The following is a 25,854-nucleotide window of genomic DNA, read 5'->3' as shown; positions in this document are numbered from 1 at the left end:
AAACGAGAGTACAGACGTCGCCGGTCAGAGCGCTTCGACCGACACCTTCGGGGCCGGCTTGTTCGGCACCAGCAACCAGCCTGCTGCGGCGACGAGCATCACACCACCCGTAACGGCAAAGGAGACCGCGTAGGACAGGTGCTGGGCGAGTAGACCGGCGCCGACCGGACCGAGAACGCCGCCCACGTCGGCCACCATTTGGAACGTGGCGAGGACAGGCCCGCCACGCGACTTCGCACCTACGACGTCCGCCACGGCCGCCTGCTGGGCGGGACTCATGATGCCGGAACCGATACCCGCGACACCGGAGAGCACGAGGAAAACGACGAGATCCTCGCTGAGTCCCATGCCGACGGTGCTCGCCCCGCACACCAGGAGGCCGAGCACGACGAAGAGCTTCCTGCCGTAGGTGTCGGAAAGCCTTCCCGACACGATGAGAACCAGCGCGTTGCCGACGGCGAACACGGCGAGCGCGATTCCGGCGAGCGCTTCCTCGCGGTGGAGCGCCTCGACGACGAACAGCGGGACCATCGCGACCCGTACGCCGAAGATGACCCCACCGAAGGCGAAGTTGGATCCGAGCGCGGCGCGGTACACGGACGACCTCAGGGCCTCTCTCAAGGTCATGGCGGCCCCCGCAGCGGTGGCGTCCGGTGCGGTGAGATGCGACCCCTTGAGGCTGACGAAAACGACTGCGGCGGCGATCACGAGGGCGATGGCGTAGATGACGAACGGGACACGCAGACCGAATCCGACGAGCAGCCCGCCGACGAGCGGTCCGCTGATCGAGCCCAGCAGGAAACTTGTGGCATACAACCCGGATACCCGGCCGCGACTGTCGACCGGTGCGATTCGGATGACGAGACCCATTGCGGACACGGTGAACATCGTCGAGCCGATTCCGCCCAGTGCGCGGAAGATCAACAGCTGCCAGTAGTCACCTGCCACCGCGCAGGCCGCCGTGGACGCCGCAACGATCAACAGACCGGTGATGTAGACCGGTCGCTCCCCCAACTTCTGCACCAGCCGCCCACTGAGCGGGGCGAACACCAGCCGCATGAAGGCGAAGGACGAGATCACGACCGTCGCGGCCGTCACGCTGACGTCGAAGCTACGCGCGAACTGCGGCAGCGCCGGCGCGACGATGCCGAAACCCAGTGCGATGACGAAGCTGGCCGACACCAGCACCCAGATTTCCGAGGGAAGTCGGGGTTTGGTCCCGGAGAGCGGCCCAGCTTCACGAGTGTTCATCGGGAATCGATGCTATGTGCAGCCGCCGACACGGAGACATTCACCCCGGGTCGCCTCGGCGCGGGGTTACCGCAGTGCGTCGGCCACCAGTTCCTTGGCGGCCGCCTGCACCTGTGCGAGATGCTCGGGACCTTCGAACGATTCGGCGTAGATCTTGTACACGTCCTCGGTTCCCGACGGCCGGGCCGCGAACCACGCGTTGGCCGTGGTGACCTTCAACCCGCCGAGCGGTGCCCCGTTTCCCGGAGCAGTCGTCAGGGTCGCGGTGATGGGCTCCCCCGCGAGTTCGGTTGCCGTCACCTGTTCCGGCGACAGCTTGGCCAGGACTGCTTTCTGCTCCCGCGTCGCGGGCGCATCGATACGGGCATACGCCGGACTGCCGAACTTCTCTGCCAGCTCCCCGTAACGAACCGATGGTGTCTTACCGGTGACCGCCGTGATTTCCGAGGCGAGCAGCGCGAGGATGATGCCGTCCTTGTCGGTGCTCCACACCCGGCCGTCGTGTCGCAGGAACGACGCCCCCGCGCTCTCCTCCCCGCCGAATCCGAGTGATCCCTCGAGAAGTCCGGGGACGAACCACTTGAAACCCACCGGGACCTCGAGCAGGTCGCGGCCCAGGCTGTCGACCACCCGGTCGATCATCGACGAACTGACGAGTGTCTTGCCCACCCGAACCGCCGGACCCCACCCCGGCCGGTGGGCGAACAGGTAGTCGATGGCTACGGCGAGATAGTGGTTGGGGTTCATCAGTCCACCGTCGGGAGTGACGATTCCGTGCCGGTCCGCGTCGGCATCGTTGCCCGTGGCGATGTCGAAGCGGTCCCGTGCTCCGATCAGGGACGCCATGGCATCCGGGGACGAGCAGTCCATGCGAATCTTGCCGTCGGTATCGAGAGTCATGAACCGCCAGGTGGGGTCCACGAGCGGGTTCACGACTTCGAGATCGAGATGATGCGTGTCGGCGATGGCACCCCAGTAGTCGACACTCGCACCGCCCAGCGGATCGGCTCCGATCCGCACTCCCTCGCGGCGAATGGCATCGAGGTCGAGCACGCTCGGTAGGTCGTCGACGTAGAAGCGGAGGAAGTCGTATCGCTCGGCGCGCTGGATGGCCCGCTCCGCAGACGCGCGCTTGACTCCCGACAGATCGCGGCGCAGTAAGTCGTTCGCGCGGTCGGCGATGATCGTTGTCGCCTCGGAACCAGCGGGACCCCCGTGTGGTGGGTTGTACTTGAATCCGCCGTCGCGCGGCGGATTGTGCGAGGGCGTCACCACGATCCCGTCCGCCACGGACTCGGGACGGCTGCTGTTGTACCGCAGGATGGCGTGGCTGACCGCGGGGGTCGGCGTGTAGCGGTCCCGTGAATCGATGAGCACCGTCACGTCATTGGCGGCCAGCACCTCGAGTGCCGACATCCAGGCGGGTTCGGACAGCGCGTGCGTATCGCGACCCAGGAACAGCGGACCGTCGATACCCTGCGACGCCCGGTATTCGACGATGGCCTGCGTCGTGGCGAGGATGTGGGCCTCGTTGAACGCCGAGTCGAGGCTCGATCCGCGATGCCCGGAAGTCCCGAACAGCACCTGCTGCAAGGGATTATCGGGATCGGGCACACGGCTGTAGTACGCAGTGACCAGATGCGCAATGTCCACCAGATCCTCCGGCAGTGCCACCTGACCCGCCCTGTCGTGCGCCACGAGACCTCCTCCACATCGACGATGCCGTACTCGACTATCGGTCCCATCCTGCACCCTCGCGGCACCGTCCGCGATCAATACGTCCATCGGAAGCCGAGCCAGGCGGCGCCCAATCCGGCGCCGACGCTGGCAACCACGTAAAGGAGCGAGGTCACGGTGCGCCGGATACGCGCGAGCCCGACCGACTCGACCGCGAAGGTGGAATAGGTGGTGAGACCACCGCAGAAACCGGTGCCGAACAACGCGAACAGCTGCGCAGACATCGCTGCGCCCGACACCATTCCGAGGATCAGGCAACCGCTGATGTTCACCACGAACGTGGCGACGGGAAAACTGCGGTACGGCACCACATAGCGCGCAGCGAGGTAGCGGGCGGCGGATCCGAGTCCGCCACCGAGGGCAACGAGGAGCAGGGTCATACGAGCGCTCCACGAGCCCGGCGATGGCGGTGGCCGACGAGCATGCCCAGCCGTGCCGCCAGGAGGGCAGGCAGCAGAGTGGCCGTCACATACAGCGCGGCGCGTCCGGCATCCTCCCCCACGGCATCGACGGCAAAAGTCGAGAACGTGGTGAATCCGCCGAGGACACCGACCCCGAGGAACAGCCGCAACGGTCGGTCCGGCCCTAGCATCTCGGCGAGGTACCCGAGCAGCAACGAACCGACGACGTTGATGGCCAGAATGGTCCAGATACCTGGCCACTGCTGGGCCAGTATGAACCGGACGGTGGCTCCGAGCGCTCCTCCCGCGGCGACCACGAGGACGGATTTCGACACGGGCACCGGCGTTCCTTCCCTCGCGGACACGATTCGGGCCGGACACCTGGTGTGGTGTCCGGCCCGGATTCGGGGTGGAGCTGCCGGGAATTGAACCCGGGTCCTACGCAGCAAAGCTAGGGCTTCTCCGTGTGCAGTTTGCTATGCCTCTACTTGGATCTCCCAGTCTCGCAAACAAGCCAGGATGACGATCCCAGTCGCTGTGAGTTGTCCCGTTCGGCTCCGCGACCGAGCCGAACGGTAAAGCCCTCTAGCTGATGCCAGTACCCGGGCCGAGGGCGAACCCGGACTGACAGACACGCAGTCGCTACTTAGGCAGCGAGTGCGTAGTCGCGCTGATTGGAATCGGCGCTTATATGTTTGCAGCGACGCTTACGGTGGTCTCTTGCCTGCACCGACACGCTTCCCCTACCTCAACGTACGCAGTCGAAACCGTTCAGCCCCGTACGTCCCCCACGACTCTCGGGGGGCCACCCAGTGTAACGCGAACCCGGCGCGGTTTCATCCCACTTGTCTGCAGCGGCGTGTGGGCGGTCTCAACTGGCGACGGCGATCATCCCGACGGCCGCCAGCGCCAGCAGCATTCCGGCCTGTTGCACCTTGCTCACCCGTTCGCCGAGCATCACCATGGCCAGCAGCACGGTCGCTGCGGGGTACAGCGATCCGATCACACTGACCAGGGAGAGCAACCCGCCCTGGAATGCGTAGAGCATTGCGGCGTTGGCCGCGACATCGAGGAAACTGACGTAGACGGCGAGCTTCATCGGCTCTCCGTGTGGCAGAAGGAAATGACCGGACGCCAGCGCCACCACCCACACCACGGCTGTGGCGGCGGCGCGCGAGACGGCCAGGGGCCACAACCCGCCCTCGGCACCGATCTGGTGCAGCGCCACGAACGCGATGGCGAAGGCGACACCGGAACCGACGGTCAGCAACGCGACGGACTTCGTGAACGTGAGCACTCGCCCACCCGCCACCTCGCCGGCCGTCTCGTCGGGTGACTCTCGGCTGACCAGCACGACGGCGACGAGCGCGACAGCAATCCCGGCGTACGCAATCGATCCGGGCCGTTCCCCGAAAGCGAGACCGACGAGAACGGGTATGCCTGCCACCAGGACGGCAGTCAACGGCGACACCACCGACATCGGGCCTGCTGCCAGCGCCAGATAGAACCACCACACGGCGACACCGCCGGCCACGCCGGAGACCGCGCCCCACAACAGGGACGAGGTGGTGAACGTGCCCGCCACGAACGGCGCGATCACCAGCACGATCACCAGCGACAGCGGATACGAGACGATGACCACCCGCAGTGCAGCCACCCGCCGAGAGGCCACTCCACCGACGAAATCGCTCACGCCGTAGCCGATGGCAGCGACCAGCGCGAGCAGGACGCCGGTCAGCGCATTCCCTTGACTCGTCGTCCGAGTTCGCGGGTCACCTCACGTTCGGCGGTGCGCTTGGCCAAATCCTGACGCTTGTCGTAATCCTGCTTACCCTTCGCCAGCGCAAGTTCCACCTTCACCTTGCCGTCCGAGAAGTACATCGACAGCGGCACGAGGGTCTGATTACCCTCTCTCGTCTTCCCGACGAGGTGATCGATCTCACGCTTGTGTAGCAACAGCTTCCGGGTGCGCCGTGGCGCGTGGTTGGTCCACGTGCCCTGGGTGTACTCGGGAATGTGGAGCGATCGCAACCACACCTCGCCGTTGTCGACGGTGGCGAATGCGTCGACGAGCGACGCCTTTCCCTCGCGCAGGCTCTTCACCTCGGTTCCCACGAGTGCGATGCCCGCTTCGTAGGTGTCGATGATGGCGTAGTTGTGACGCGCCTTGCGGTTGGTCGCAATGACCTTGCGGCCCTTTTCCTTCACGTTCCGGGCCTTTCAGTCCGCGATGTTCATGAGCAGTTCGTTGTCTCCAGCATAGGAGAGGGAGCAAACCGAATTATTCGCGCACATACAAGCGCAACGTCACGTAGGCGGTGACCGCCGCCATGCCCACACCGACCAGCAGGAGCACGGGTGAGACGAACAGCACGTCGCTGTTGGAGATCCGGGCGACAATGTTCGCCTCGTACACATCGGCCAGCACGTCGTCGATGAACATGTTCTTCGCGGTGAACAGGCCGACGATGGCGAGTACGGCACCGATCACCGCCGCGACCACCGCCTCGAGGAGGAACGGCAACTGCGTGTACCACCGCGTAGCGCCCACCAACCGCATGATCCCGACCTCCGTCCGCCGGGTGAACGCCGCGATCTGCACCATGTTCGCAATGAGAAGCACAGCGGCGACCGCCTGCACGACGGCAATCGCGAACGCCGCATTGCGCACGCCGTTGAGGACGCTGAAGAGACGCTCGACAAGTTCACGTTGGTTGAGCACGCTCTCGACCCCGGGTCGGGTACCGAACTGGTCGTTGATCACCCCGAACCGTTCGGGGTCGCTCAGCTTGACCTTGAACGACGCCGGGAAGCTGTCGGGGCTGACCAGTGCAGCGAGCTCGGGCTGATCCTTGAACACCCGCTCCGTCGCGTCCTTCACGGCATCGTCCCGGTTGAGGTACTCCACCGATACCACTGACGGGGTGTCGTCGAGTTCCGTGCGTAGCGAACGGCAGATCTCCGCCTCGCAGCCGGGGTCCGAGGTGGAGATGTCGTCCGTGAGGAAGATCTGCACCTCCACCCGGTCGAGGAAGATCTGCTGTGTCTTGCCCGCCATCTGCACCACGAGGAGTCCGCTTCCGAACAGCCCGAGGGAGATCGCGGTCGTGAGGATCATCGCGATCGTCATGGTGACGTTGCGACGGAGTCCGGTGAGGAGCTCACTGACAATGAAACTGGCACGCATCGGAAATCGGAGTCCTTCGTCGAATGGCTTGCGGACGGGCTGGCGTCGAGGGAGGGCGGGCGGCTAACGCCCCACGCCGTACACACCTCGGGCTTCGTCCCGCACCACTCTTCCGAGGTCCAGTTCGACCACACGACGACGCATCGAGTCGACGATGTGATGATCGTGCGTCGCCATCACCACGGTCGTGCCCGTGCGGTTGATCCTCTCGAGCAACAACATGATGTCCTGGCTGGTCTCCGGGTCGAGGTTGCCGGTGGGCTCGTCGCACAGCAACACCAACGGCCGATTCACGAACGCCCGCGCAATCGCGACGCGCTGCTGCTCACCACCGGAGAGTTCGGTCGGCAAGCGGTCCGCCTTGCCGGACAGACCCACCATCTCGAGTACCTCGGGAACCGTGCGCGCGATCATCGCTCGCGGCTTTCCGATCACCTCCAGAGCGAAGGCGACGTTCTCCGACACCGTCTTCTTCTGCAGAAGCCGGAAGTCCTGAAACACCACGCCCATGCTCTGACGCAACTTGGGCACACGCCGAGCCGACAGCTTGTTGACGTGGAAATCGGCGATGTGAATGTCGCCCGAGGTCGGTGACTCCTCCTTGAGGAGCAGACGCATGAAGGTCGACTTGCCCGAGCCCGACGGGCCGATGAGGAAGACGAACTCACCCTTGTCCACTTCGACGCTCACCTTGTCCAGGGCGGGTCTCGTGGAGGTCTTGTACGACTTCGACACATTCTCGACGCTGATCACGAGGAGCCAGTCTAGCCGTTATCGAACAGTGACCAAGTGACGCGCAGGCCGAGCGTCATGGCCCCGTCTGCGAGCTGGGCGCGGTCGGGACCGGGGACATCGTCGTCGGCGTTCCGGGTGCTGCAGGAGCGGGGAAGAGTTGCGGCAATCCGAACGGCTGCGTGGTCGTGGTCGGCTGCGTGCTCTGCGACGGCATCGTCAACCCGGGGGTGGATCGGTGCGTCGGCTCGGTAGTGGTCGACTCCGTCGTCTCGGTGATCTCGGTCGGGGTGTCGACCGTCGACGACGGCAGTGATGTCACCGGAACCTGTTCCTCACCGGGCACGGGAGTGGTGATGGTCGGGGCCGGCGGGGGTGCCTGTCCAGCGTCCTCGGCGGGATTGAGCGAGGTGTACAAGGTGTACAGCGCCACCCACAGCAAGCACAGCACCAGCGTCGACGTCCGTACCCGTCCGCCGAACAGCTTCGACGGAAGGACATGCGAGTGCAGGATCCGATCGAGTCCGCGCCTCGGTTCTTCACTCATACCGCGTCCTCCCCCACCCGGACGGTCTGCAGGTCCGGGGACACGGTGATCCCCTGCCGGCGCATCGCGGTGGCGACGCGTACCCGGAGAGCCCGCCCGACCTGGAACTGCTTACCCGGAAGGGTCCGGGCGACCATGCGAACGCTCACCTCGTCGACGGTCAGGCGTTCGACACCCATCACCGTCGGCTCGTCGAGCAGCAGCTTCTTCAGGCCGCGATCCGCATAAGCTTCGACACCGACCCGGTGCAGTACTTCGTTCACCTGGTTGATGTCGGCGGCCGCGGGCACCGGAACGTCGATCACGGCGCGCGCCCAGTCCTTCGACAGGTTGATCGCCTTCACGATCTGTCCATTGGGGACGGTGATGACTTCGCCGTCGGTGTTCCGCATCCGCGTCACACGCAGCGTCACGTCCTCGATGACACCCTCGGCGTCATCCGAGGCCCCGGTGACGGAAAGCCGCACCGTGTCACCGAAGCCGTACTGACGTTCGGTGATGATGAAGAATCCGGCGAGGATGTCCTGGACCACGCGCTGCGCGCCGAAGCCCAGCGCCGCACCGAGTACGGTGGCTGGCGCCACGAGACTGCCGATCGGCAAGCTGAGCTGATCGAGCACCTTCATGGTGGCGATGACATAGATGATGGTGATGACCACCCAGGTGATCACCTGAGCTACCGAGTGTCTGTGCTTGGTGGTCTCGGATCGGACCAGGGCGTCGCCCTGCATGTAACTGTTGTCGATGCGGTCGGTGATCTTGTCGCCGCCCCAGCTGACGAGTCTCGCCATCAGCAGGGCACCGAGCACCGTCAACGACACGGCCAGCCCTGTGGAGCTGAGCCAGTCGAGGAGATTCCGAGTGGGAGCGAACATGGTTGCGGTGATCTCCATAGGCGTCTAGGCCTGGTTCTCGCGCATCCGCCAACGGATGCCGGACTCCAGGAATCCGTCGATGTCGCCGTCGAGGACGGCCGACGGGTTGTTGACCTCGTACTCGGTACGCAGGTCCTTCACCATCTGGTAGGGGTGCAGCACGTAGGAACGCATCTGATTTCCCCACGAACTGCCGCCGTCGCCCTTCAATGCATCCATCTCCGCGCGCTCCTCCTTCCGCTTGACCTCGAGCAACTTCGCCTGCAGGACGCGCATCGCCGACACCTTGTTCTGCAGCTGCGACTTCTCGTTCTGACAGGTGACGACGATTCCGGTCGGAATGTGCGTCAGGCGCACCGCCGAGTCGGTGGTGTTGACCGACTGCCCACCCGGACCGGAGGAGCGGTAGACGTCGACGCGGACGTCGTTCTCGTTCACGTCGATGTGGTCGGTGGTCTCGACGACCGGCAGTACTTCCACCTCGGCGAAGGACGTCTGCCGACGCCCCTGGTTGTCGAAGGGGCTGATCCGCACGAGGCGGTGGGTGCCCATTTCCACCGACAGGGTGCCGTAGGTATACGGCGCCTTGATCGCGAACGTCGCGCTCTTGATTCCGGCCTCCTCGGCATACGAGGTGTCGTAGACCTCGACCCCGTAGCCGTGCTTCTCCGCCCACCGAATGTACATACGCATCAGCATCTCGGCCCAGTCTGCGGCATCGATACCTCCTGCGCCGGATCGAATGTTGACCAGCGCGTCACGCTGGTCGTATTCGCCGGACAGCATGGTTTTGACTTCCATGGCCTCGATGTCGGCCCGCAGCGACTCCCGCTCGGCATCGGCGTCGGCGAGCGCCTCGGCACCCGCATCCTCCTCCGCGAGCTCGTAGAGAAGAGGAAGGTCGTCGAGCCGCTGGCGCAGCTCCTCGACGCGGCGCAGTTCGGCCTGCGAGTGCGAGAGCTGGCTGGTGACCTGCTGTGCATGCTCCTGGTCGTTCCACAGGTCAGGGTCGGCCGCCTGGTGTTCGAGTTCGTCGATGCGGCGACGCAGCTCCTCCACATCCAGCACCGATTCGACGGTACGGAGGGTGGTGTCGAGCTCGCCTAGTTCTGCAGATACGTCGGGATGCACGGTGTTCAAGGTTACCGGGTAATTCTGCGGGCGATTTCACCCCCGCGCGCGATGGCAGTCACCCCTTCCGATCAGCCGACGTCGAACCCTTGCGGTCGCCGACGTGCCAGGCGTTCGATGCACGGGTGCGCACATGCCTGTGCGGTCCCCATTCCGCAGTTTCCCCGGACGGAGTCGACGATGACGGTGACAGACGAGTACCTGAAGAACAATGCACGGTACGCCGAGACGTTCAGCGGACCTCTGCCGCTTCCGCCGAGTAAGCACGTCGCCGTTGTCGCCTGCATGGACGCGCGTCTGGACGTGTACCGGATCCTCGGCCTCGAGGAAGGAGAGAGCCACGTGATCCGAAACGCCGGCGGGGTGGTGACGGACGACGAGATCCGCTCACTTGCCATCAGTCAGCGGCTACTCGGCACCACGGAGATCATCCTGATCCATCACACCGACTGTGGGATGCTGACCTTCACGGACGACGACTTCAAGCGATCCATTCAGGACGAGACAGGCCTGAAGCCCACCTGGGCGGCCGAGGCGTTCTCGGACCTCGACGAGGACGTCCGGCAGTCGCTGCGTCGGATCGAGTCGAGTCCCTTCATCACGGCCACCACCTCACTGCGCGGATTCGTGTTCGACGTGGCCACGGGAAAGCTCAGGGAAGTCACGAGCGACTGAAGCGGGGCGGGCGCCGCCGAGTAATCTGTGCGACCGTGACCGACCTCGACGCCGACCTCCAGCTCGCACTCCACATCGCAGACGAGGCGGACGCGATCACCACGGCCCGGTTCGGCGCTCTCGATCTCGCGGTCGACGACAAACCCGACCTGACTCCGGTGTCCGACGCCGACCTGGCGGTGGAGCGGGCGGTCCGGTCGACGCTCGAAACGGAGCGCCCGGGCGATGCCGTGCTGGGTGAGGAATTCGGCGGCGATGCCCAGTTCTCGGGACGTCAGTGGGTGGTGGACCCGATCGACGGGACCAAGAACTTCGTCCGCGGCGTTCCCGTGTGGGCAACTCTCGTCGCCCTCCTCGACGACGGAGTGCCCGTCGTGGGCGTGGTCAGCGCTCCTGCACTGGCTCGCCGATGGTGGGCGGCCGCGGGCGCCGGCGCCTGGGCCTCGTTCGCAGGGGCCGCGCCGAGCCGTATTTCCGTCTCCGCCGTGGACCGACTCGAATCGGCGAGTCTCACGTTCTCGAGCCTGTCGGGGTGGAGGGATCTCGGCATCCGCGAGCAGTTCCTCTCCCTCACCGACGACGTCTGGCGGGTCCGCGGCTTCGGCGACTTCTTCTCCTATTGTCTGCTCGCCGAGGGCGCCGTCGACATCGCCGCGGAACCCGAGGTCTCGCTGTGGGACCTCGCTCCGCTCGATGTACTGATCCGGGAGGCGGGCGGGCGCTTCACCGACCTCACCGGTGCTGACGGACCGCACGGCGGAAGCGCTGTGGCCACCAACGGCCTGCTGCACGACGAGGTCCTCGACCGCCTACGAAAGCCCCACCTGCACGCTCACTGACGTTGCCGAACGACGAACGGCCCGGCCTGGAACTTCAGGCCGGGCCGTTCGTCGTTCAGGGACCTGACGCCCGGAACTTACTCAATAGTAGACACCCACCTTACTGCTGAGTAAGATAGCTGGTGTCCACGCCCGAACACCGAGAAACAGCTGGTGATCATGAGCAAGCAAGACACAGTTGCCCCCCACGACAGCGGAAAGCGGAAGCCCCGCGACACGTCCGCGGTCGGACTCAACCCCGTCAGGCGCGACGCCATGGGTGCCGCGATGCGAGTGTTGACCAAGATCACGGGTTCCGATCTGGCAGAGAAGTACAACTTGCGTCAGACGATCGACCGGGTGACCTACGAAGGCACGAAGACGGGTTTCCGAACCCTCGGTGCCGCCACCCGCGGTTTCAAGAAGGTGTCCGGCGGGGGCGCGCCGAAACGGCTCCCCGACAATCCGAGCGCTGCAGCGGGCTATTTCGACCTGACCCCGACCGACGAGCAGCAGATGATCGTCGAGACCGTGCGCGAGTTCGCCGCCGAGATCCTACGCCCGGCCGGCCACGACGCAGACGCCGCCGCGGCCGCCCCGGCCGATCTCGTGAAGCGCGCCGCCGAACTCGGTATCACCCTGATCAACGTCCCGGAGGAACTCGACGGCGCGGCCAGTGAGCGCGGAGCCGTCACCAACTCGCTCGTCGCCGAGGCCTTGGCGCACGGAGACATGGGCCTCGCGCTTCCGATCCTCGCTCCCAGTGGCGTCGCGGTAGCCCTGACGCAGTGGGGTACCGACGCCCAGCAGAAGACGTACCTTCCCGCGTTCACCGGTGAGCAGGTTCCCAATGCCGCTGTCGTCGTGAACGAACCACGGGCGCTGTTCGATCCGTTCGCGTTGCAGACCAAGGCGGTCCGCTCGCCGAGCGGATACCGGCTCAACGGAGTGAAGAGCCTGGTTCCGGCTGCCGCAACATCCGAATTGTTCATCGTGGCAGCAGAACTGGACGGCAAGCCGTCCTTCTTCATCGTCGAGGCCGACTCCAAGGGACTCGTTGTCGAAGCCGATCCGAGCATGGGTCTGCGCGCCGCCGGACTCGGCCGCCTCGAGCTGACCGATGTCGCGGTGCCGGAGTCGGCGCTGCTCGGAGACAGTGACGCCGACGTGCGAAAGGCCGAGTACGCGGACGCCATCCGCCTCGCCCGCCTCGGTTGGGCATCGCTCGCAGTGGGCACCAGCCAGGCCGTGCTCGACTACGTCATCCCGTACGTGAACGAGCGGGTGGCGTTCGGCGAGCCGATCAGCAACCGTCAGGCAGTGGCCTTCATGGTCGCCAACATCGGTATCGAGCTCGACGGAATGCGTCTGGTCACGCTGCGTGGTGCATCACGGGCGGAACAGGGCCTCTCGTTCGCCCGCGAATCGGCACTCGCCCGGAAGCTCGCTTCCGAGAAGGGAATGCAGATCGGCCTCGACGGCGTGCAGTTGCTCGGCGGCCACGGCTACACGAAGGAACATCCCGTGGAGCGCTGGTACCGCGACCTTCGCGCCATCGGTGTTGCCGAAGGCATCGTCCTGATCTGAGCGGCCGGATTCGAACTAAGGAAACAGTCATGATCAACCTCGAACTTCCCAAGAAGCTCAAAGCCTCCGCGAACCAGGCACATCAGGTCGCCGCGGAGATTTTCCGGCCGATCTCGCGCAAGTACGACCTTGCCGAGCACGCCTATCCCAAGGAACTCGACACCATGGCCGCCATGGTGGAGGGGCTCAACGACTCCGGCAAGGGTGCCGCAGGCGCTGCCCTCGGGCGCGGTGACGAGCCCAAGGTCATCGGAAACGTCAACGGGGGCAACATGTCCTCGCTGATGAACGTGATCGAGACCTGCTGGGGTGACGTGGGACTCACACTCGCCATTCCGTACCAGGGGCTCGGCAACTCTGCGATCGCCGCGGTCGCCACAGACGAGCAGCTCGAGAGGTTCGGTAAGGTGTGGGCCTCGATGGCCATCACCGAGCCGGGCTTCGGTTCGGACTCCGCCGCGGTCACCACCACCGCGGTGCTCGACGGCGACGAGTACGTCCTGAACGGTGAGAAGATCTTCGTCACCGCCGGTGAACGTTCCACGCACATCGTCGTATGGGCCACGGTCGACAAGACCAAGGGCCGGGCAGCGATCAAATCGTTCGTCGTCCCCCGGGATGCACCGGGACTGAGCGTCGCACGTCTCGAGCACAAACTGGGGATCAAGGCGTCCGACACCGCCGTACTTCTGTTGCAGGACTGCCGGATTCCGAAGGACAACCTCCTCGGTACGCCCGAGGTGAACGTAGAGAAGGGTTTTGCCGGCGTCATGCAGACGTTCGACAACACCCGTCCGATCGTCGCCGGCATGGCCGTGGGACTCGGCCGCGCCGCACTCGAGGAACTGCGCCACATCCTCACCGACGCGGGAGTCGAGATCTCCTACGACACCCCGGCATACAACCAGCACGCGGCCGCCGCAGAATTCCTGCAGCTCGAGGCCGACTGGGAAGCTGCCTACCTGCTGGCGCTGCGCGCCACCTGGATGGCCGACAACAAGAAGCCGAACTCACTCGAAGCGTCGATGTCGAAGGCCAAGGCCGGTCGCACCGGAACAGCGATAACCGTGAAGGCCGTCGAACTTGCCGGCACGTGGGGATACTCCGAGCGTCCGCTTCTCGAGAAGTGGGCTCGCGACTCGAAGATCCTCGACATCTTCGAGGGCACGCAGCAGATTCAGCAGCTGATCGTGGCCCGCCGCCTGCTCGGGAAGTCGTCTGCCGAATTGAAGTAACAGCTCAGGACTAGTTTCAACGAGGGGTGTAGCCCCCGCTGCGGTCACCTGCGGCGGGGGCTTCTTCGTGTTCGAAATCCGGTGACGAGGACCGCCGTAACGGCAGTACACGACACCGACCGTCCTCTAGTCTGAACGTGACATCCGTCACGCCGGAAGGGGCATCCATGCCAGCTCAGCACCTTCTCACCAAGATCGCGGACACCGCGGGAGCAGTTCGGGTGATGAACCGCTCCGGCCTCGTGCCGTTCCCCCGGGTCGACCAGGGCATTCGTTCACTCCTGGCAGTCCGGAAATACGGCCCGTTCGCGGGTCCGGTGCACGCTCACGCCGAGGCCCGACTCGACGCGGTGGCGTTGATCGACGAGCGCGGGCCACTCACCTATATCGATATCGACGAGCAGTCGAACGCCCTGGTGCGCGCGTGGCAGGCAGAGGGCATCACCCCAGGGTCCGTCATGGGATGTATGTGCCGCAATCACCGCGGCCTGGTACTCACCATGCTCGCGGCCGCCAAGAACGGCACCCGCCTGGTACTGATGAATACCGGTTTCGCACGGCCGCAGCTCGTCGACGTGGCCGCGCGCGAGCAGATCGAAGCGTTCGTCTACGACGACGAATTCCGACAGGTTGCCGAGGCACTCCCCGATGACGTCACCTCGTACCGATCGTGGGCAGAAGACGGCTCCGCGTCGCAGGTGCGCACCCTCGACGACCTGATCGACGGCGTCGATCGCGGCCCCGTCCCGGCCCCTTCCACCGAGGGTGGTTTCGTTCTCCTCACCAGCGGCACCACCGGAACGCCGAAAGGTGCGCCGCGGGGCCACACCTCGCCGCTGGCGTCCGCCCAATTCCTCGACCGGGTTCCCCTGCGGCGCGGGCAGACGATGATGATGGCCGCACCCGCGTTCCACGGGACCGGAGTCTCCCAGTTCGCGCTCGCGCTCGCCCTCGGCCAGACGGTGGTCATGCACCGAAAGTTTGACCCGGAGAACACGATCCGCCTGGTGGAGAAGCACCGCTGTGACGTTCTCGTCGTTGTTCCCACCATGTTGCAGCGCATCATCGACCTCGGCCCGGACACCCTGTCGAAGTACGACACCTCGAGCCTGACCATCATCTTCGCGGCCGGGTCGTCGCTGTCCCCCGATCTGTGCAAACGGACCACCGCAGCGTTCGGACACGTTCTGCACAACCTTTACGGGTCCACCGAGGTCGCCGTTGCCACCGTGGCGACACCCGCCGACCTCGCGTTGGCTCCCGGCACCGCCGGCCGTCCACCCGTCACCTGCCACGTGGAACTGTACGACGAAGCGGGACAACAGATCACCGAACCGGAAACGGTCGGACGAATATTCGTGGCCAGTGGGCTCAGCTTCTCCGGCTACACCGACGGCCGCGACAAGGAACGGATCAACGGCCTGCTCTCGACCGGCGACGTGGGCCACTTCGACCGCAACGGACTGCTCTTCGTCGACGGCCGCGACGACGACATGATCGTGTCCGGTGGCGAGAACGTCTACCCCCTCGAAGTCGAGAATCTCCTCGCAGACAGGGAAGACGTGATCGAGGCGGCCGTCATCGGTGTCGAAGATGCCGATTTCGGGCATCGGCTCCGGGCATTCGTCGTCCCTGCGCCGGGGTCCGCGAAGGATGCCGAGGAGATGAAGGCGTACATCAAGTCGAATCTCGCCCGGTACAAGGTTCCGCGCGACATCGTGTTCATCGACGAACTCCCCCGCAACGCCACCGGCAAACTGCTCCGTAGGGCGCTCATCGAGATGGAGCCCTGAGCCCAGACACACAGCGCGCAGCCATACACAACGAAGAACGGCGCCCTGGGAATCCAGGACGCCGTTCTTCAGTGGTAGCGGGGACAGGATTTGAACCTGCGACCTCTGGGTTATGAGCCCAGCGAGCTACCGAGCTGCTCCACCCCGCGCTGCATGAACAAAGTTACACGAGCGAACGAACGGAAAGCAAATCGCGTCGACGGCCGCTCCCCAAGGGGTCGCCGGCGGGCCGAGCAGACGGTCACGAGTTGCCGGGTTCGGCTTCCAGAATGCCCTTCAGGCGTGCGAGGTCCTTGTTGTTGGCTCGGCGCATGGCGCGGGCCAACACCGGCGCGCCGATCCTCGCAAACCCTGACGGCTCACCACGGTTGCGCAGGGTCATTCTCGTACTCCCATCGGCTGCGTCTTCCCATTCATAGATCGTTTCCATCGGGAAGGGACCCTCAGCAGTGCGCATCACGAGGCGCGTGTCCGGTACGTGCTCGACGACCTCGTAGGTGTACACGAGACGTCGCCCCAAGAACTCGGCGACGAAGGCGAACTCGGCGCCCGTCTCCACAGGGCCCGCGCAATCACCCTGCACCTCGGTGATATTCGCGTACCACGCGGTCGCATTTCCCGGGTTCGACGCGTACGCCGCGACCTCGTGTCGTGGTCGCGCAATCGTGGTCTGAGTCTCGACGTCCACGGCGACCATGCAGCTCTCCCATCGGTTACTTTCCAGCACCTCAACAGTCACAGGCGTTACCGGAACGTTATGATGCTCGTCACATTCTAACGAAATCCTGTAACGGTCTCCGTGACCATTTCTCACCTTCCGACCTGCGGGGATCCCAACCATACGTCCCACTATTTGGACGGGCGTCACAAAAAACGACCCCGTGACCATTCCGTGATCGACGCGTACGTTCGTTGCCAGCCCGAAACTACCGGGCAACGCCGACCCGCCGCAGCTCGACCTGCCCCCGCGGATTCGGAATCCCGACACCTCGAGGGGCAGGGACGAAAACCGACCAGGGTCGGCACACCAGCCGACACGTGACGTACTTCGTCAGCACATTGCGGAGAGGAAACAGACTTATGACCAACACCAGCATCGTCAAGCGGACCATGGGCGCGATCGCACTCGCCGGAGCAGTCGTCGGCGTGCCGCTCGGACTGAGCACCGGTACGGCATCGGCCGCCTCCGGCAACTGGGACGCCGTCGCACAATGCGAGAGCGGCGGCAACTGGGCCATCAACACCGGAAACGGCTACTACGGCGGACTCCAGTTCTCTCAGAGCACCTGGGAGGCCAACGGCGGCAGCGGCACCGCATCCAACGCCTCGCGCGAAGAGCAGATTCGGGTGGCCGAGAATGTTCTGGCAACTCAAGGCCCGGGCGCCTGGCCGGTCTGCGGTCAGTACCTCTGATCCGCTTACCGCGATCGAACGATGCCCTGCGTGCAGTACGGCTATGCGCAGGGCACTTTCGCGTCGCGCGCGTGCTCGAAGGCTGCCGGACAACGGGATTCGCGGACACGCTGACGTGAGCTACTCCACAATAATGTCGTGATCCGCATCACGTAACGCGAAGGTAACGACGCGGCTCCGAATTGGTCTCGACACGCGCCTACCAGCAGATACGCCGGATTTTCCGGCTCGGTGCTGTACCGGCGTACCACAAAATCGCCGGGTGAATCGGCGGCAAAGCTCCCGTACGGTCGCTCTCGGCCCGAAACAACCGGGCACAAGCCGGCCCGCCGCTGCCAACTCTGCCCCGCGGGTTCGGTAATCCCCGAAACCTTCGAGGGGCAGGGACGTGGCAACCGGTACACGTGCCGGGAACGACGAGAACGTCGCCCGCAGGCCGGCCACGCCAGCAAGCGCGGAGAGGATTTACCCCACATGACCAATTCCACCTTCAGCAAGCGCGCCCTCGGCTGGATCGCCGTCACCGGTGCTGTCGTCGCCGTCCCGCTCGGACTGAGCACCGGCACCGCCTCGGCTGCTTCCCACAACTGGGACGGTGTCGCGCAGTGTGAGAGCGGCGGCAACTGGGGCATCAACACCGGAAACGGCTACTACGGCGGACTCCAGTTCTCCCAGAGCACGTGGGAAGCCAATGGCGGCACCGGCACGGCGTCCAACGCCAGCAAGGCCGAACAGATCCGCGTCGCCGAGAACGTCCTCCAGACCCAGGGCCCCGGTGCATGGCCGACCTGCGGTCAGTACCTGACCACCGGTGGTGGCGACGTCGCCGAGGCCCCGGCCCCGGCCCCTGCGCCTGCGCCTGCCCCCGAGCCCAGCCCGGCGCCGGCACCGGTCACCGAGGTGCCCGCACCGGCTCAGCCGATCGCCCAGCAAGGGATCGACACCGCCCGTCAACTCGCCGAGCAGAACGGCTTCGGACAGCAGTTCCAGCAGCTGATCGATGCGAACCCGCAGCTGATCGCCGCGTTGCGCTGATCGACCATTACACGACGAGGCCCTGTCATCCGCTCGGATGACAGGGCCTCGTCCGTACTTTTCGTGAGGCTTACTTGGGGATGGCCTCGTAGGCGGCAACCGCCCGCTGTACGCGAGCGAGGGCGTCGCCGTATGCGGCGAAGTCACCGCTGCGCTGAGCCGCAGTCAGCGCATCCAGGGACGCATCCAGCTCGGCGACGGCGGCCGCAACATTTGACGAGGGCGGCGGCGAAGGTGCCGCGGGTGCGGGTGCCCCGCCCTGGCTGGCCGGCGGCGTGCCCCCGTCGGGGTCAGGGGGTGTGCTCTCTGCTGCGCTGGGCGCCGTGGCCACCGCACCGGTGCCCGCACCGAAGACCTGGTCGAGCGCCTGGGCCAACGTGGGGGCGTAGCCGACGCGAACGCTGTTACTCGGCGGTGGCTCGCGGTAGCTCACGAGAACCCGCGACAGCTGTGGGAACGTGGACGTGTTCTGGCCGGTCGAACTCCGCTCCGTATACATCGGCTCGACGTACAGGATTCCGCCGTCGGCGATGGGCAACGTCAGTAGGTTGCCGTACTGGATCTTGTTCGAACGCTCGAGCAGAGTTCGTTCCGAAGCCACCCGCGGATCGGAAATCATCGAGTTCTGTGTCTGCTGCGGACCCTGGGTCTGGGTATCCGTCGGCAACTGGAGCACGGTGAACTTGCCGTAGTCCTCCGGATCCGATTTGACCGACAGATAGGCGGACAGGAACTCGCGACTGTAACCCACCATCGCACTGGTCAGGTTGAACGAGGGTTTCCCGGTTTCGGGGTCGCCCACGAGGACGTAGTACGGCGGCTGATTGGCGCTCGTGTCGATCGTGGGATCACTCGGCACCGACCAGAAGGCGTTGTTCGTAAAGAATTCCTTCGGGTCGTCGACGTGGTACTTGGCCAGCATTTCGCGCTGAACCTTGAAGAGATCCTCGGGGTAACGGAAGTGCGCGCCCAGTTCCTCGGGAATCGAGTCCTTGGCTTCCACGGCCCCGGGGAACACTCCCATCCAGGCGTCGAGGACGGGATCGTTGTCGTCCACCTGGTACAGCTTGACGGTTCCGTCGTACGCGTCGACGGTGGCCTTCACGGAGTTCCGGATGTATGAGACCTCTTTCCGCGGAAGCAATCGACCTGTGTTCTGGTCGATACTGTCCTCGACGAGTCCGTCGAGGGAGCTGCGCTGCGCGTACGGGTAGTTCTCCAACGTGGTGTAGGCGTCGACGATCCACACGATCTTCCCGTCGATGACCGCCGGGTACGAATCCCCGTCGGCCGTGAGCCACGGTGCCACATGCGTGACACGCTCGCGGGGATCACGGTTGAAGATGAGCTTCGAATCCGAGCCGATGGCACCCGAGAACAGGATGTTGCGTTCCGTGTACTTGGCTGCGAAGGCCAGCCTGTTGAACCAGTTCCCGATGGGAACACCCCCGGCCCCGGTGTAGCGGTACCGCGCCTGGTCGGTGTCGTACTCGCGAGGATCGGAACCGTTTGCACCACCGACGATGGCGTAGTCGGCATCGGTGTCCGCGATGACCTCGCCGTAGTAGATACGCGGCTGTTCGACCGGGATGACCTGGTTCCCGGCCTGCTGCGACGCGATGTCGCTGACCATGTACACCGGGTAGCCACTGTTACTGTTGGCGGCCTCCTCGGCGGATTCGCCCGCGGCGGCGTTGACCCGGTTGGCCGGTGCCGCGACCAGCCCGTTGCCGTGGGTGTAGACGGTGTGCTTGTTGATCCAGTCCGTCTGGTTGCCCGTGAGGCTCTTCGACGACAGTTCACGCGCCGCGACGATGTAGTCGCGCACTTCGCCGTCGATGTCGTACCGATCGATGTCGAGCGACGGTGGGAAGCCGTAGAAGTTCTTGAGCTGCTGCTGCTGCGTGAACGTCCGGGACAGGATGTTGGGATCGAGCAGGCGCGTGTTCGCGATGGTGGACACGTCTGCCGGTACGTCTCGTGGCGGCTGTGTGCCGTACCCCTGATAGTCCTTGTACTCGACCTTGTCGTCGGTGATGCCGTACGCCTGCCGGGTGGCCGCGATGTTGCGTTCGATGTACGCGCTCTCCTTGTCGGCCGCGTTGGGACGCACCGAGAACTGCTCCACGACCAGCGGCCACACGGCGCCGACCAGAATGGACGACAGCACGAGAAGCGCGGTGGCCATGGCCGGGATGCGGAGGTCACGCAGAACGATCGCCGCGAAGAAGGCGCCGGCACAGATCACCGCGATGGCGAGCAAGATCAGCTTCGCCTGCAGCACTGCATTCATGTCCGTGTAGCTACCGCCGGTGAAGGTGGGTTCCTTACGACTACTCGACAGAAGTGAATAGCGATCGAACCAGTAGGCGACCGCCTTGAGCAGGATGAAGGTACCGGCGAGCACGGCCAGCTGGACACGGGCCGCGTTGGTGAGCGCACCTCCCCGGCCGGCCAACTTGAGCCCACCGAAGATGTAGTGCGTCACCAGACTTGCGAAGAAGGCGAGCAGCACTGCGACGAACAGCCAGTTGAGAACGAAACGATAGAACGGCAGATCGAACGTGTAGAAACCGACGTCGAGGCCGAACTCGGGATCGGTGACCCCGAACGCGCCACCGTTCATGAACAACTGCACGGTGACCCAACTCGACTGCGCGATCAGCCCGGCAAGAAGTCCCACAGCGATGGGAATGGCCAACCCGAACAGGCGCAGACGCGTCATCACGGTGGTCCGGTACCGCGCCACCGGATCGCTCGGCCCCGAGACCGGAACGAACACGGGACGCGAACGGTACGCGAGCAGCAGTGCCAGCCAGACGATTCCGCCGACCACCAGGCCGACCACGAGGAAGAGGAGTAGCCGGGTGACGAGCACCTTGGTGAAGACGCCGCGGAAGCCGACTTCACCGAACCACAACCAGTCCGTGTAGGTAGTGATCAGTCGAGGGCCCACCAGCAGCAGGGCAGCGACGACAAGCGCCAGCACCAGCAGCACTCGACTGCGTTTGGACAACGACGGTAATCCTGCGGGGGGCCGCATGCCCACGTGCCACACTCCAACGACTCGGCGACGCTGACGCGCCGCGATCAACTGCACCGTTCTGCCGTCCACACCCGAACTGCGTGGGCGTGACCGTTTCGTCCCACTCTACGTAACAACGGGCGGACGCGACCGCCGGTCCTCCTCGGAGGGTGCGAAGATGAGTCCGTGAGTGAAGAGAATGTGAACCCGGAGTCGGACGCCCTTGCCCGTTGTGTGCGCGAGGTCGTCGAATTCGTCGATGCAGGAGGGTGGGATCAGCCCCCGCAGATGTTCGCACTCGTCCCGACCGAGCTTCTCGCCGCCGCCGAACCCAGCCTGCTCGACCAGCTGGCCGACGGTGCGGAATTGACTCCTATAGAACAAGATCCGTTCCCCGACGACATTTCCGGCGGGTCACGCGCTCTCGACGAGTTCCTCGCCACGACCAGCTGGCCGGAATCGGTGGCGGGATGCGCGCTCGTGCAGGAAATCGTCATTCTGCCGCCCGAGGCGGAATCCGACCTCGACGAGGCACTGGTACCCCTGCTGTCCGATCGGGACGCCGCCGACGACGCCGCGCGGGCCGCCGCCGAGTCCCATCCCGATCGTCGATCCGCCCGATTGATCGCAGCGGTACTGCGAGACGGACCGTCGCTGTGCCTGATGCAGTTGCGACCCGACGAGGACGCCGATCCCTACGCGCCGATCGAGCTGCTGACATACGAGAATCTGGCACCGAATCTCGTCAGCGCCCTGTACGCCACCCTCGACGCAGCCGAGGACGACGACTAGGCCGGACCCGGTCTCAGCAGACGACTAGCCGGGCCGGTCTCAGCAGTGGGGCGCGTCGGCTCCCGAGTTGACGGCCGCGAGTGCGTCGACCGCCCCGTCGAGGTTCTCGACCTTCACCAACCGCAGCCCGTCGGGAGCGCCCTGTCGCGCCTCGTCGCAGTTCATCGCGGGAACGAGGAACGTCTCGGCGCCTGCCTCGCTCGCGGCAATCAGCTTGTACTTGATACCGCCGATCGGCCCGACGTCTCCGTCGGAGTCGATCGTGCCGGTGCCCGCAACGAACTTGCCGCCGTTCAGTTCACCCGGGCTGAGTTTGTCGATCAGCGCGAGCGCGAACATCAGTCCCGCCGACGGGCCACCGACGTCGGCGAGATTGAAGTCGACGGTGAACGGGACGTCCGGCGACTCCTCCGGAGTGATGCCCAGATAGCCTTTCGACCCGTCGTCCGGGCGCGCGCCGAGGACCACCGGGACGGAAGTTTCGACGCCGTCGCGGACCACTACGACCGGCACCTCCGTCTGCGGCGCGGTGTCGGCCACGGCTTGCTGGACGTCACCTACCGTGGACACCGGTGTGCCCGCGACACTGACGAGCCTGTCGCCCTGCTTCAGGATGTCCCTGGACGGACCGTCCTCGCCGACCTTGGCGATCTCGAGCGCCACCGGCTTGTCGAGGAAATGAAGGGCCGCCAGTTCGGCGCTGTTCTCGGACTGCTGGAAGTCTGCATCGTTTTCCTGCTTCACTTCGTCCTTCGACTTGTCCGGCGGGTACACCTCCTCGCGGGGAACGATTCCCTGGCGCCCGCTGGCCCACAGGCCGAAAGCCTCGAACACGTTGAGGTTGTCGCGCACTGCCACGGTGGTCATGTTGAGATGTCCGGTGGTGTCGTCCACCTCGGCCCCCTCGATGGCGACCACCTCTTCGCCGTCCACCTCGCCGAGCGTGTTGAAGGTCGGGCCGGGACCGAGGGCCACATAGGGCACCGTGATGACCGTTCCCAGCACTCCGAGCACCACGATCGGGGCAAGGGCAGCCAGGAGTGTCACTATCCGTCGATTCACCTGGACCAGGGTAGAGCGCGCAGCCGCCGTCACCCCGCGCGACCGCGGGCGTGTTCGCCGTCAGCGTGACGCGGAGAGGGACCCCGGGACTGTCGGCCTTGTACCGTTGAGTCATGAGCAATATGCCGTTCGGCTTCTCGAACTCCGACGACGATCCCGACCGTGACAAGGACAAGGGAGACCAGTCCGGGCCCGACAGCGCCAAGAATGCGGGCGGCCCCGGGGACTTCGGTTTCGGGGCGGGTGGTTTCCCCTCGGGTGATTTCGATCCGGCGGCCCTCGGCCAGATGCTCACTCAATTCGGTCAGATGCTGAGCGGCATGGGGTCGTCGATGGGTTCGGGCGAGCAGACCGGGCCGGTCAACTACGAGATCGCGAAGAAGCTCGCGCGCCTGCAGATGGGGTCGGTCACACCGATCACCAAGGGTAATTCGGAGGCGATCGCCGACGCGTCGCGCCTCGCGGAACTGTGGCTGGATGCGGCGACGACCCTGCCTGCCGGAGCGACGAGAACCGTCGCGTGGACGCCCAACGACTGGCTCGACAACACCCTCGACACGTGGAAGCGGCTGTGTGATCCCGTCGCCGAGAAGGTGTCGGGAATGTGGGTGCAAGGGTTACCCGAAGAGGCGAAGCAGATGGCCGGGCCCATGCTCGGCATGATGAGCCAGATGGGGGGTCTCGCGTTCGGGTCACAGTTGGGCCAGGCTCTCGGCCAGCTGTCGAAAGAGGTGCTGACCTCCACCGACATCGGGTTGCCCCTCGGCCCGGCCGGTACCGGAGCACTTCTCCCCGCCGCCGTGGAAAGGTTCAGCAAGGGCCTCGAACAGCCCGACCGCGAGATACTCGTCTTCCTCGCCGCCCGGGAGGCCGCCTACCAGCGCCTTTACAGCCATGTCCCGTGGCTGCGGCAACGACTCCTCGCCACCGTCGAGGAGTATGCGCGCGGAATCACCATGGACTTCTCCGCCATCGAAGACATGGCGAAGGGACTCGACCCGTCCGCACTGACCGACCCCTCGCAGCTCGAGAACATTCTCCAGCAAGGCGCATTCGAACCGCAGACCACGCCGGAGCAGAAGCAGGCCCTCGAGCGTCTCGAAACGCTCCTCGCCCTCATCGAGGGGTGGGTCGAGGTGGTCGTGTCCGCCGCACTGAACGACCGCCTGCCCGGAGTCGCGGCGTTGAGCGAGACACTCCGGCGCCGACGTGCCAGCGGTGGACCGGCAGAGCAGACATTCGCGACCCTCGTCGGTCTCGAACTACGCCCCCGCAAGGTGCGCGAGGCTGCCCAGCTCTGGAGCCGTCTCACCTCGGAGTCCACCATCGACGCCCGCGACGGTGTCTGGGCTCACCCCGACTTGCTGCCGGACTCGTCCGACCTCGACAATCCCGGCATGTTCGTCGATCGCGTCCTCGGCGGTGGGGAGAGCGGAAACTTCGACGATCCGATGGCGCAGCTCGAGGCGACTGAGGCGCGCGAGCGAGCCGAGGAAGCCGAGCGCGGCGATTCCGGCGCGGGCGACGAACCGACCTCCTGAAAGTCGCCGTGCCCGAAATTTCGGTGCGGCCGAGAGTTGGCAGGTCAGTCACCGTTTCGTCCTGTGGATAACCGTCGTCGGACCGGGAGGGCCGCGGATGCGTCGTGACACGCTCTGCGTGTGACCGTCCAGCATCCGCGTCCCATCGGCCCCACTCTCGACCCTCGCATCGCGGTACTGACCCGCCCCGACGGCCGCGTCCAGTTCGGCTGGGATCCCGAGCGTGCTCTGATCCTCGAGCCGCCGCCCGGAATCCTCACTGAGCAACTCCTGGCAATTCTCCGACTACTCGACGGCAAGACCTCACGACCGCACGTGCTCTGGACGGCGGTCGAAAGCGGTATGTCGCCCACCGACTTCTCGAAGCTTCTCGGGGACCTCGACAGGGCAGGACTGCTCGACGTCACGGACTCCCCCGACGCCGCCGAGACCCATACGGTTCGGGTGCACGGTCGCGGACCGCTCTCGGACGCAGTCTCGGCGGGACTGACCGATGCCGGCATCCGCGTCTCGCGGTCGTCCCGCTATTCCGCAGAAGGCGACGTGCGACGGTGGAACGCCACCTGCGCCGTGCTCGCCGACGATCTGGTTGCCGAGCCGCGACTGGTCGCCGATCTCGTGCGCAGCGGGATCCCCCACCTCCCCGTGCGGGTACGTGACGGGCGAGGAGTCGTAGGTCCGCTCGTTCTCCCCGGTCACACCAGCTGTCTCCGCTGCGCTGATCTGCTTCGCTCGGCCTACGACCAAGACTGGCCGCATCTGGCCGCACAACTCCTCGGGACGGTGGGGCACGCAAGCCCCGCGGTCATCATGGCGACCACTGCCGTGGCGCTGGGGCAACTCGAGGTCGTCCTGTCCTCTCCTCGCGGGCACGCACCTGCCAGCCTCGACGCAACCCTCGAGATCGACCTCGGCGCTCACCGACTGGTGACCCGAAGGTGGCCGAGACAGGTGACCTGCAGCTGTGCGTACCTGGCACCCGCTGTGGGCGAATCGAGCCGTCTTCCGTCATGATGG

23 protein-coding genes, 1 tRNA gene, 1 other RNA gene and 1 pseudogene are annotated in these 25,854 nt (G+C 65.4%); 10 read left to right on the top strand and 16 right to left on the bottom strand.

The genetic code is table 11. The annotated features are described in order from the left end of the window. Positions 1–24 precede the first annotated feature (24 nt). From ACH49N_RS00605 to prfB, 12 genes are all read right to left on the bottom strand, one after another. Positions 25–1,251, bottom strand: coding sequence for an MFS transporter (locus ACH49N_RS00605; protein WP_358270622.1), 1,227 nt, complete (start codon positions 1,249–1,251; stop codon positions 25–27). 66 nt (positions 1,252–1,317) lie between these two features. Further along, entirely contained in the window at positions 1,318–2,949 is a 1,632-nt protein-coding gene (pgm, locus tag ACH49N_RS00600) for a phosphoglucomutase (alpha-D-glucose-1,6-bisphosphate-dependent) (RefSeq protein WP_358270624.1), read from the bottom strand. A gap of 74 nt (positions 2,950–3,023) precedes the next feature. Continuing rightward, positions 3,024–3,368, bottom strand: coding sequence for a fluoride efflux transporter CrcB (crcB, locus tag ACH49N_RS00595; RefSeq protein WP_358270625.1), 345 nt, complete (start codon positions 3,366–3,368; stop codon positions 3,024–3,026). Beyond that, the gene (locus ACH49N_RS00590; RefSeq protein WP_213571586.1) at positions 3,365–3,730 is read right to left on the bottom strand and encodes a CrcB family protein; all 366 of its coding nucleotides are present in this window, start codon (positions 3,728–3,730) and stop codon (positions 3,365–3,367) included. Before ACH49N_RS00590 ends, crcB begins: the two co-directional genes overlap by 4 nt. A gap of 66 nt (positions 3,731–3,796) precedes the next feature. Then, positions 3,797–4,168, bottom strand: a transfer-messenger RNA (tmRNA) gene (gene ssrA / locus ACH49N_RS00585). A 92-nt stretch (positions 4,169–4,260) separates the two neighbouring features. After that, on the bottom strand, positions 4,261–5,115 hold the full coding sequence (locus ACH49N_RS00580; protein ID WP_159927580.1) for a DMT family transporter: 855 nt from the start codon (positions 5,113–5,115) through the stop codon (positions 4,261–4,263). A gap of 8 nt (positions 5,116–5,123) precedes the next feature. Then, positions 5,124–5,597 (bottom strand): SsrA-binding protein SmpB, encoded by a 474-nt coding sequence (gene smpB, locus ACH49N_RS00575; RefSeq protein WP_109331155.1) that lies wholly within the window; start codon positions 5,595–5,597, stop codon positions 5,124–5,126. A gap of 73 nt (positions 5,598–5,670) precedes the next feature. Then, positions 5,671–6,576 (bottom strand): permease-like cell division protein FtsX, encoded by a 906-nt coding sequence (gene ftsX, locus ACH49N_RS00570; RefSeq protein WP_159925989.1) that lies wholly within the window; start codon positions 6,574–6,576, stop codon positions 5,671–5,673. Between the two features lie 63 nt (positions 6,577–6,639). Then, complete coding sequence (ftsE, locus tag ACH49N_RS00565; protein ID WP_109331159.1) at positions 6,640–7,329, bottom strand: cell division ATP-binding protein FtsE; 690 nt, start codon at positions 7,327–7,329, stop codon at positions 6,640–6,642. 55 nt (positions 7,330–7,384) lie between these two features. Then, entirely contained in the window at positions 7,385–7,855 is a 471-nt protein-coding gene (locus tag ACH49N_RS00560; protein ID WP_358270628.1) for a hypothetical protein, read from the bottom strand. Next, a complete protein-coding gene (locus tag ACH49N_RS00555) occupies positions 7,852–8,748 on the bottom strand; it encodes a mechanosensitive ion channel family protein (RefSeq protein WP_358270630.1) in 897 nt (298 codons plus the stop codon). Before ACH49N_RS00555 ends, ACH49N_RS00560 begins: the two co-directional genes overlap by 4 nt. Before the next feature lie 6 nt (positions 8,749–8,754). Then, on the bottom strand, positions 8,755–9,861 hold the full coding sequence (gene prfB / locus ACH49N_RS00550) for a peptide chain release factor 2 (RefSeq protein ID WP_109331164.1): 1,107 nt from the start codon (positions 9,859–9,861) through the stop codon (positions 8,755–8,757). Positions 9,862–10,041: 180 nt separating this feature from the next. Here prfB and ACH49N_RS00545 point away from each other — a divergent pair, with 180 nt between their 5' ends. The 5 genes from ACH49N_RS00545 to ACH49N_RS00525 all read left to right on the top strand — a co-directional run bounded on the left by ACH49N_RS00545 (position 10,042) and on the right by ACH49N_RS00525 (position 15,969). Beyond that, entirely contained in the window at positions 10,042–10,536 is a 495-nt protein-coding gene (locus ACH49N_RS00545; RefSeq protein WP_358270632.1) for a carbonic anhydrase, read from the top strand. 35 nt (positions 10,537–10,571) lie between these two features. Beyond that, positions 10,572–11,375: a histidinol-phosphatase gene (gene hisN, locus ACH49N_RS00540; RefSeq protein ID WP_358270634.1), complete on the top strand. Its 804-nt coding sequence runs from the start codon at positions 10,572–10,574 to the stop codon at positions 11,373–11,375. A gap of 153 nt (positions 11,376–11,528) precedes the next feature. Next, complete coding sequence (locus tag ACH49N_RS00535) at positions 11,529–12,941, top strand: acyl-CoA dehydrogenase family protein (RefSeq protein WP_159925979.1); 1,413 nt, start codon at positions 11,529–11,531, stop codon at positions 12,939–12,941. 29 nt (positions 12,942–12,970) lie between these two features. Beyond that, entirely contained in the window at positions 12,971–14,176 is a 1,206-nt protein-coding gene (locus ACH49N_RS00530; protein WP_159925977.1) for an acyl-CoA dehydrogenase family protein, read from the top strand. Positions 14,177–14,343: 167 nt separating this feature from the next. Next, entirely contained in the window at positions 14,344–15,969 is a 1,626-nt protein-coding gene (locus tag ACH49N_RS00525) for an acyl-CoA synthetase (protein ID WP_159925975.1), read from the top strand. A gap of 72 nt (positions 15,970–16,041) precedes the next feature. Here the strand turns inward: ACH49N_RS00525 and ACH49N_RS00520 are convergent. Both ACH49N_RS00520 and ACH49N_RS00515 read right to left on the bottom strand, forming a co-directional pair. After that, positions 16,042–16,118: transfer RNA gene (locus ACH49N_RS00520), tRNA-Met, on the bottom strand. A gap of 92 nt (positions 16,119–16,210) precedes the next feature. Next, positions 16,211–16,666: an SRPBCC family protein gene (locus tag ACH49N_RS00515; RefSeq protein WP_159925973.1), complete on the bottom strand. Its 456-nt coding sequence runs from the start codon at positions 16,664–16,666 to the stop codon at positions 16,211–16,213. A gap of 383 nt (positions 16,667–17,049) precedes the next feature. On the opposite strand from ACH49N_RS00515, the pseudogene ACH49N_RS00510 reads away from it, so the two are divergent. Together ACH49N_RS00510 and ACH49N_RS00505 are read left to right on the top strand one after the other, a co-directional pair. Beyond that, positions 17,050–17,379: pseudogene (locus ACH49N_RS00510) on the top strand (transglycosylase family protein); the annotation flags it as partial. Positions 17,380–17,856: 477 nt separating this feature from the next. After that, positions 17,857–18,417: a transglycosylase family protein gene (locus ACH49N_RS00505; RefSeq protein WP_250764744.1), complete on the top strand. Its 561-nt coding sequence runs from the start codon at positions 17,857–17,859 to the stop codon at positions 18,415–18,417. Between the two features lie 70 nt (positions 18,418–18,487). Here ACH49N_RS00505 and ACH49N_RS00500 read toward each other — a convergent pair whose 3' ends face one another. Beyond that, positions 18,488–21,466: a UPF0182 family protein gene (locus ACH49N_RS00500; RefSeq protein ID WP_159925967.1), complete on the bottom strand. Its 2,979-nt coding sequence runs from the start codon at positions 21,464–21,466 to the stop codon at positions 18,488–18,490. A 162-nt stretch (positions 21,467–21,628) separates the two neighbouring features. On the opposite strand from ACH49N_RS00500, the gene ACH49N_RS00495 reads away from it, so the two are divergent. Further along, positions 21,629–22,234, top strand: a complete 606-nt coding sequence (locus tag ACH49N_RS00495) for a PPA1309 family protein (protein ID WP_159925965.1) — start codon at positions 21,629–21,631, stop codon at positions 22,232–22,234. A 39-nt stretch (positions 22,235–22,273) separates the two neighbouring features. Here the strand turns inward: ACH49N_RS00495 and ACH49N_RS00490 are convergent, their stop codons facing one another. Continuing rightward, positions 22,274–23,296, bottom strand: a complete 1,023-nt coding sequence (locus ACH49N_RS00490; protein ID WP_358270638.1) for a PDZ domain-containing protein — start codon at positions 23,294–23,296, stop codon at positions 22,274–22,276. A gap of 113 nt (positions 23,297–23,409) precedes the next feature. Between ACH49N_RS00490 and ACH49N_RS00485 the strand changes: the two genes are divergently transcribed. Beyond that, positions 23,410–24,837: a zinc-dependent metalloprotease gene (locus ACH49N_RS00485; RefSeq protein WP_358270640.1), complete on the top strand. Its 1,428-nt coding sequence runs from the start codon at positions 23,410–23,412 to the stop codon at positions 24,835–24,837. Positions 24,838–24,957: 120 nt separating this feature from the next. After that, on the top strand, positions 24,958–25,851 hold the full coding sequence (locus ACH49N_RS00480; protein WP_109331187.1) for a hypothetical protein: 894 nt from the start codon (positions 24,958–24,960) through the stop codon (positions 25,849–25,851). Positions 25,852–25,854 lie beyond the last annotated feature (3 nt).

It is taken from the genome of Rhodococcus sp. NPDC019647, from assembly GCF_044389235.1.
GTDB lineage: Bacteria > Actinomycetota > Actinomycetes > Mycobacteriales > Mycobacteriaceae > Rhodococcus_F > Rhodococcus_F oxybenzonivorans.
The sequence above is the reverse complement of the archived record's forward strand: the minus strand, read 5'-3'. Positions and strand labels throughout refer to the sequence as shown.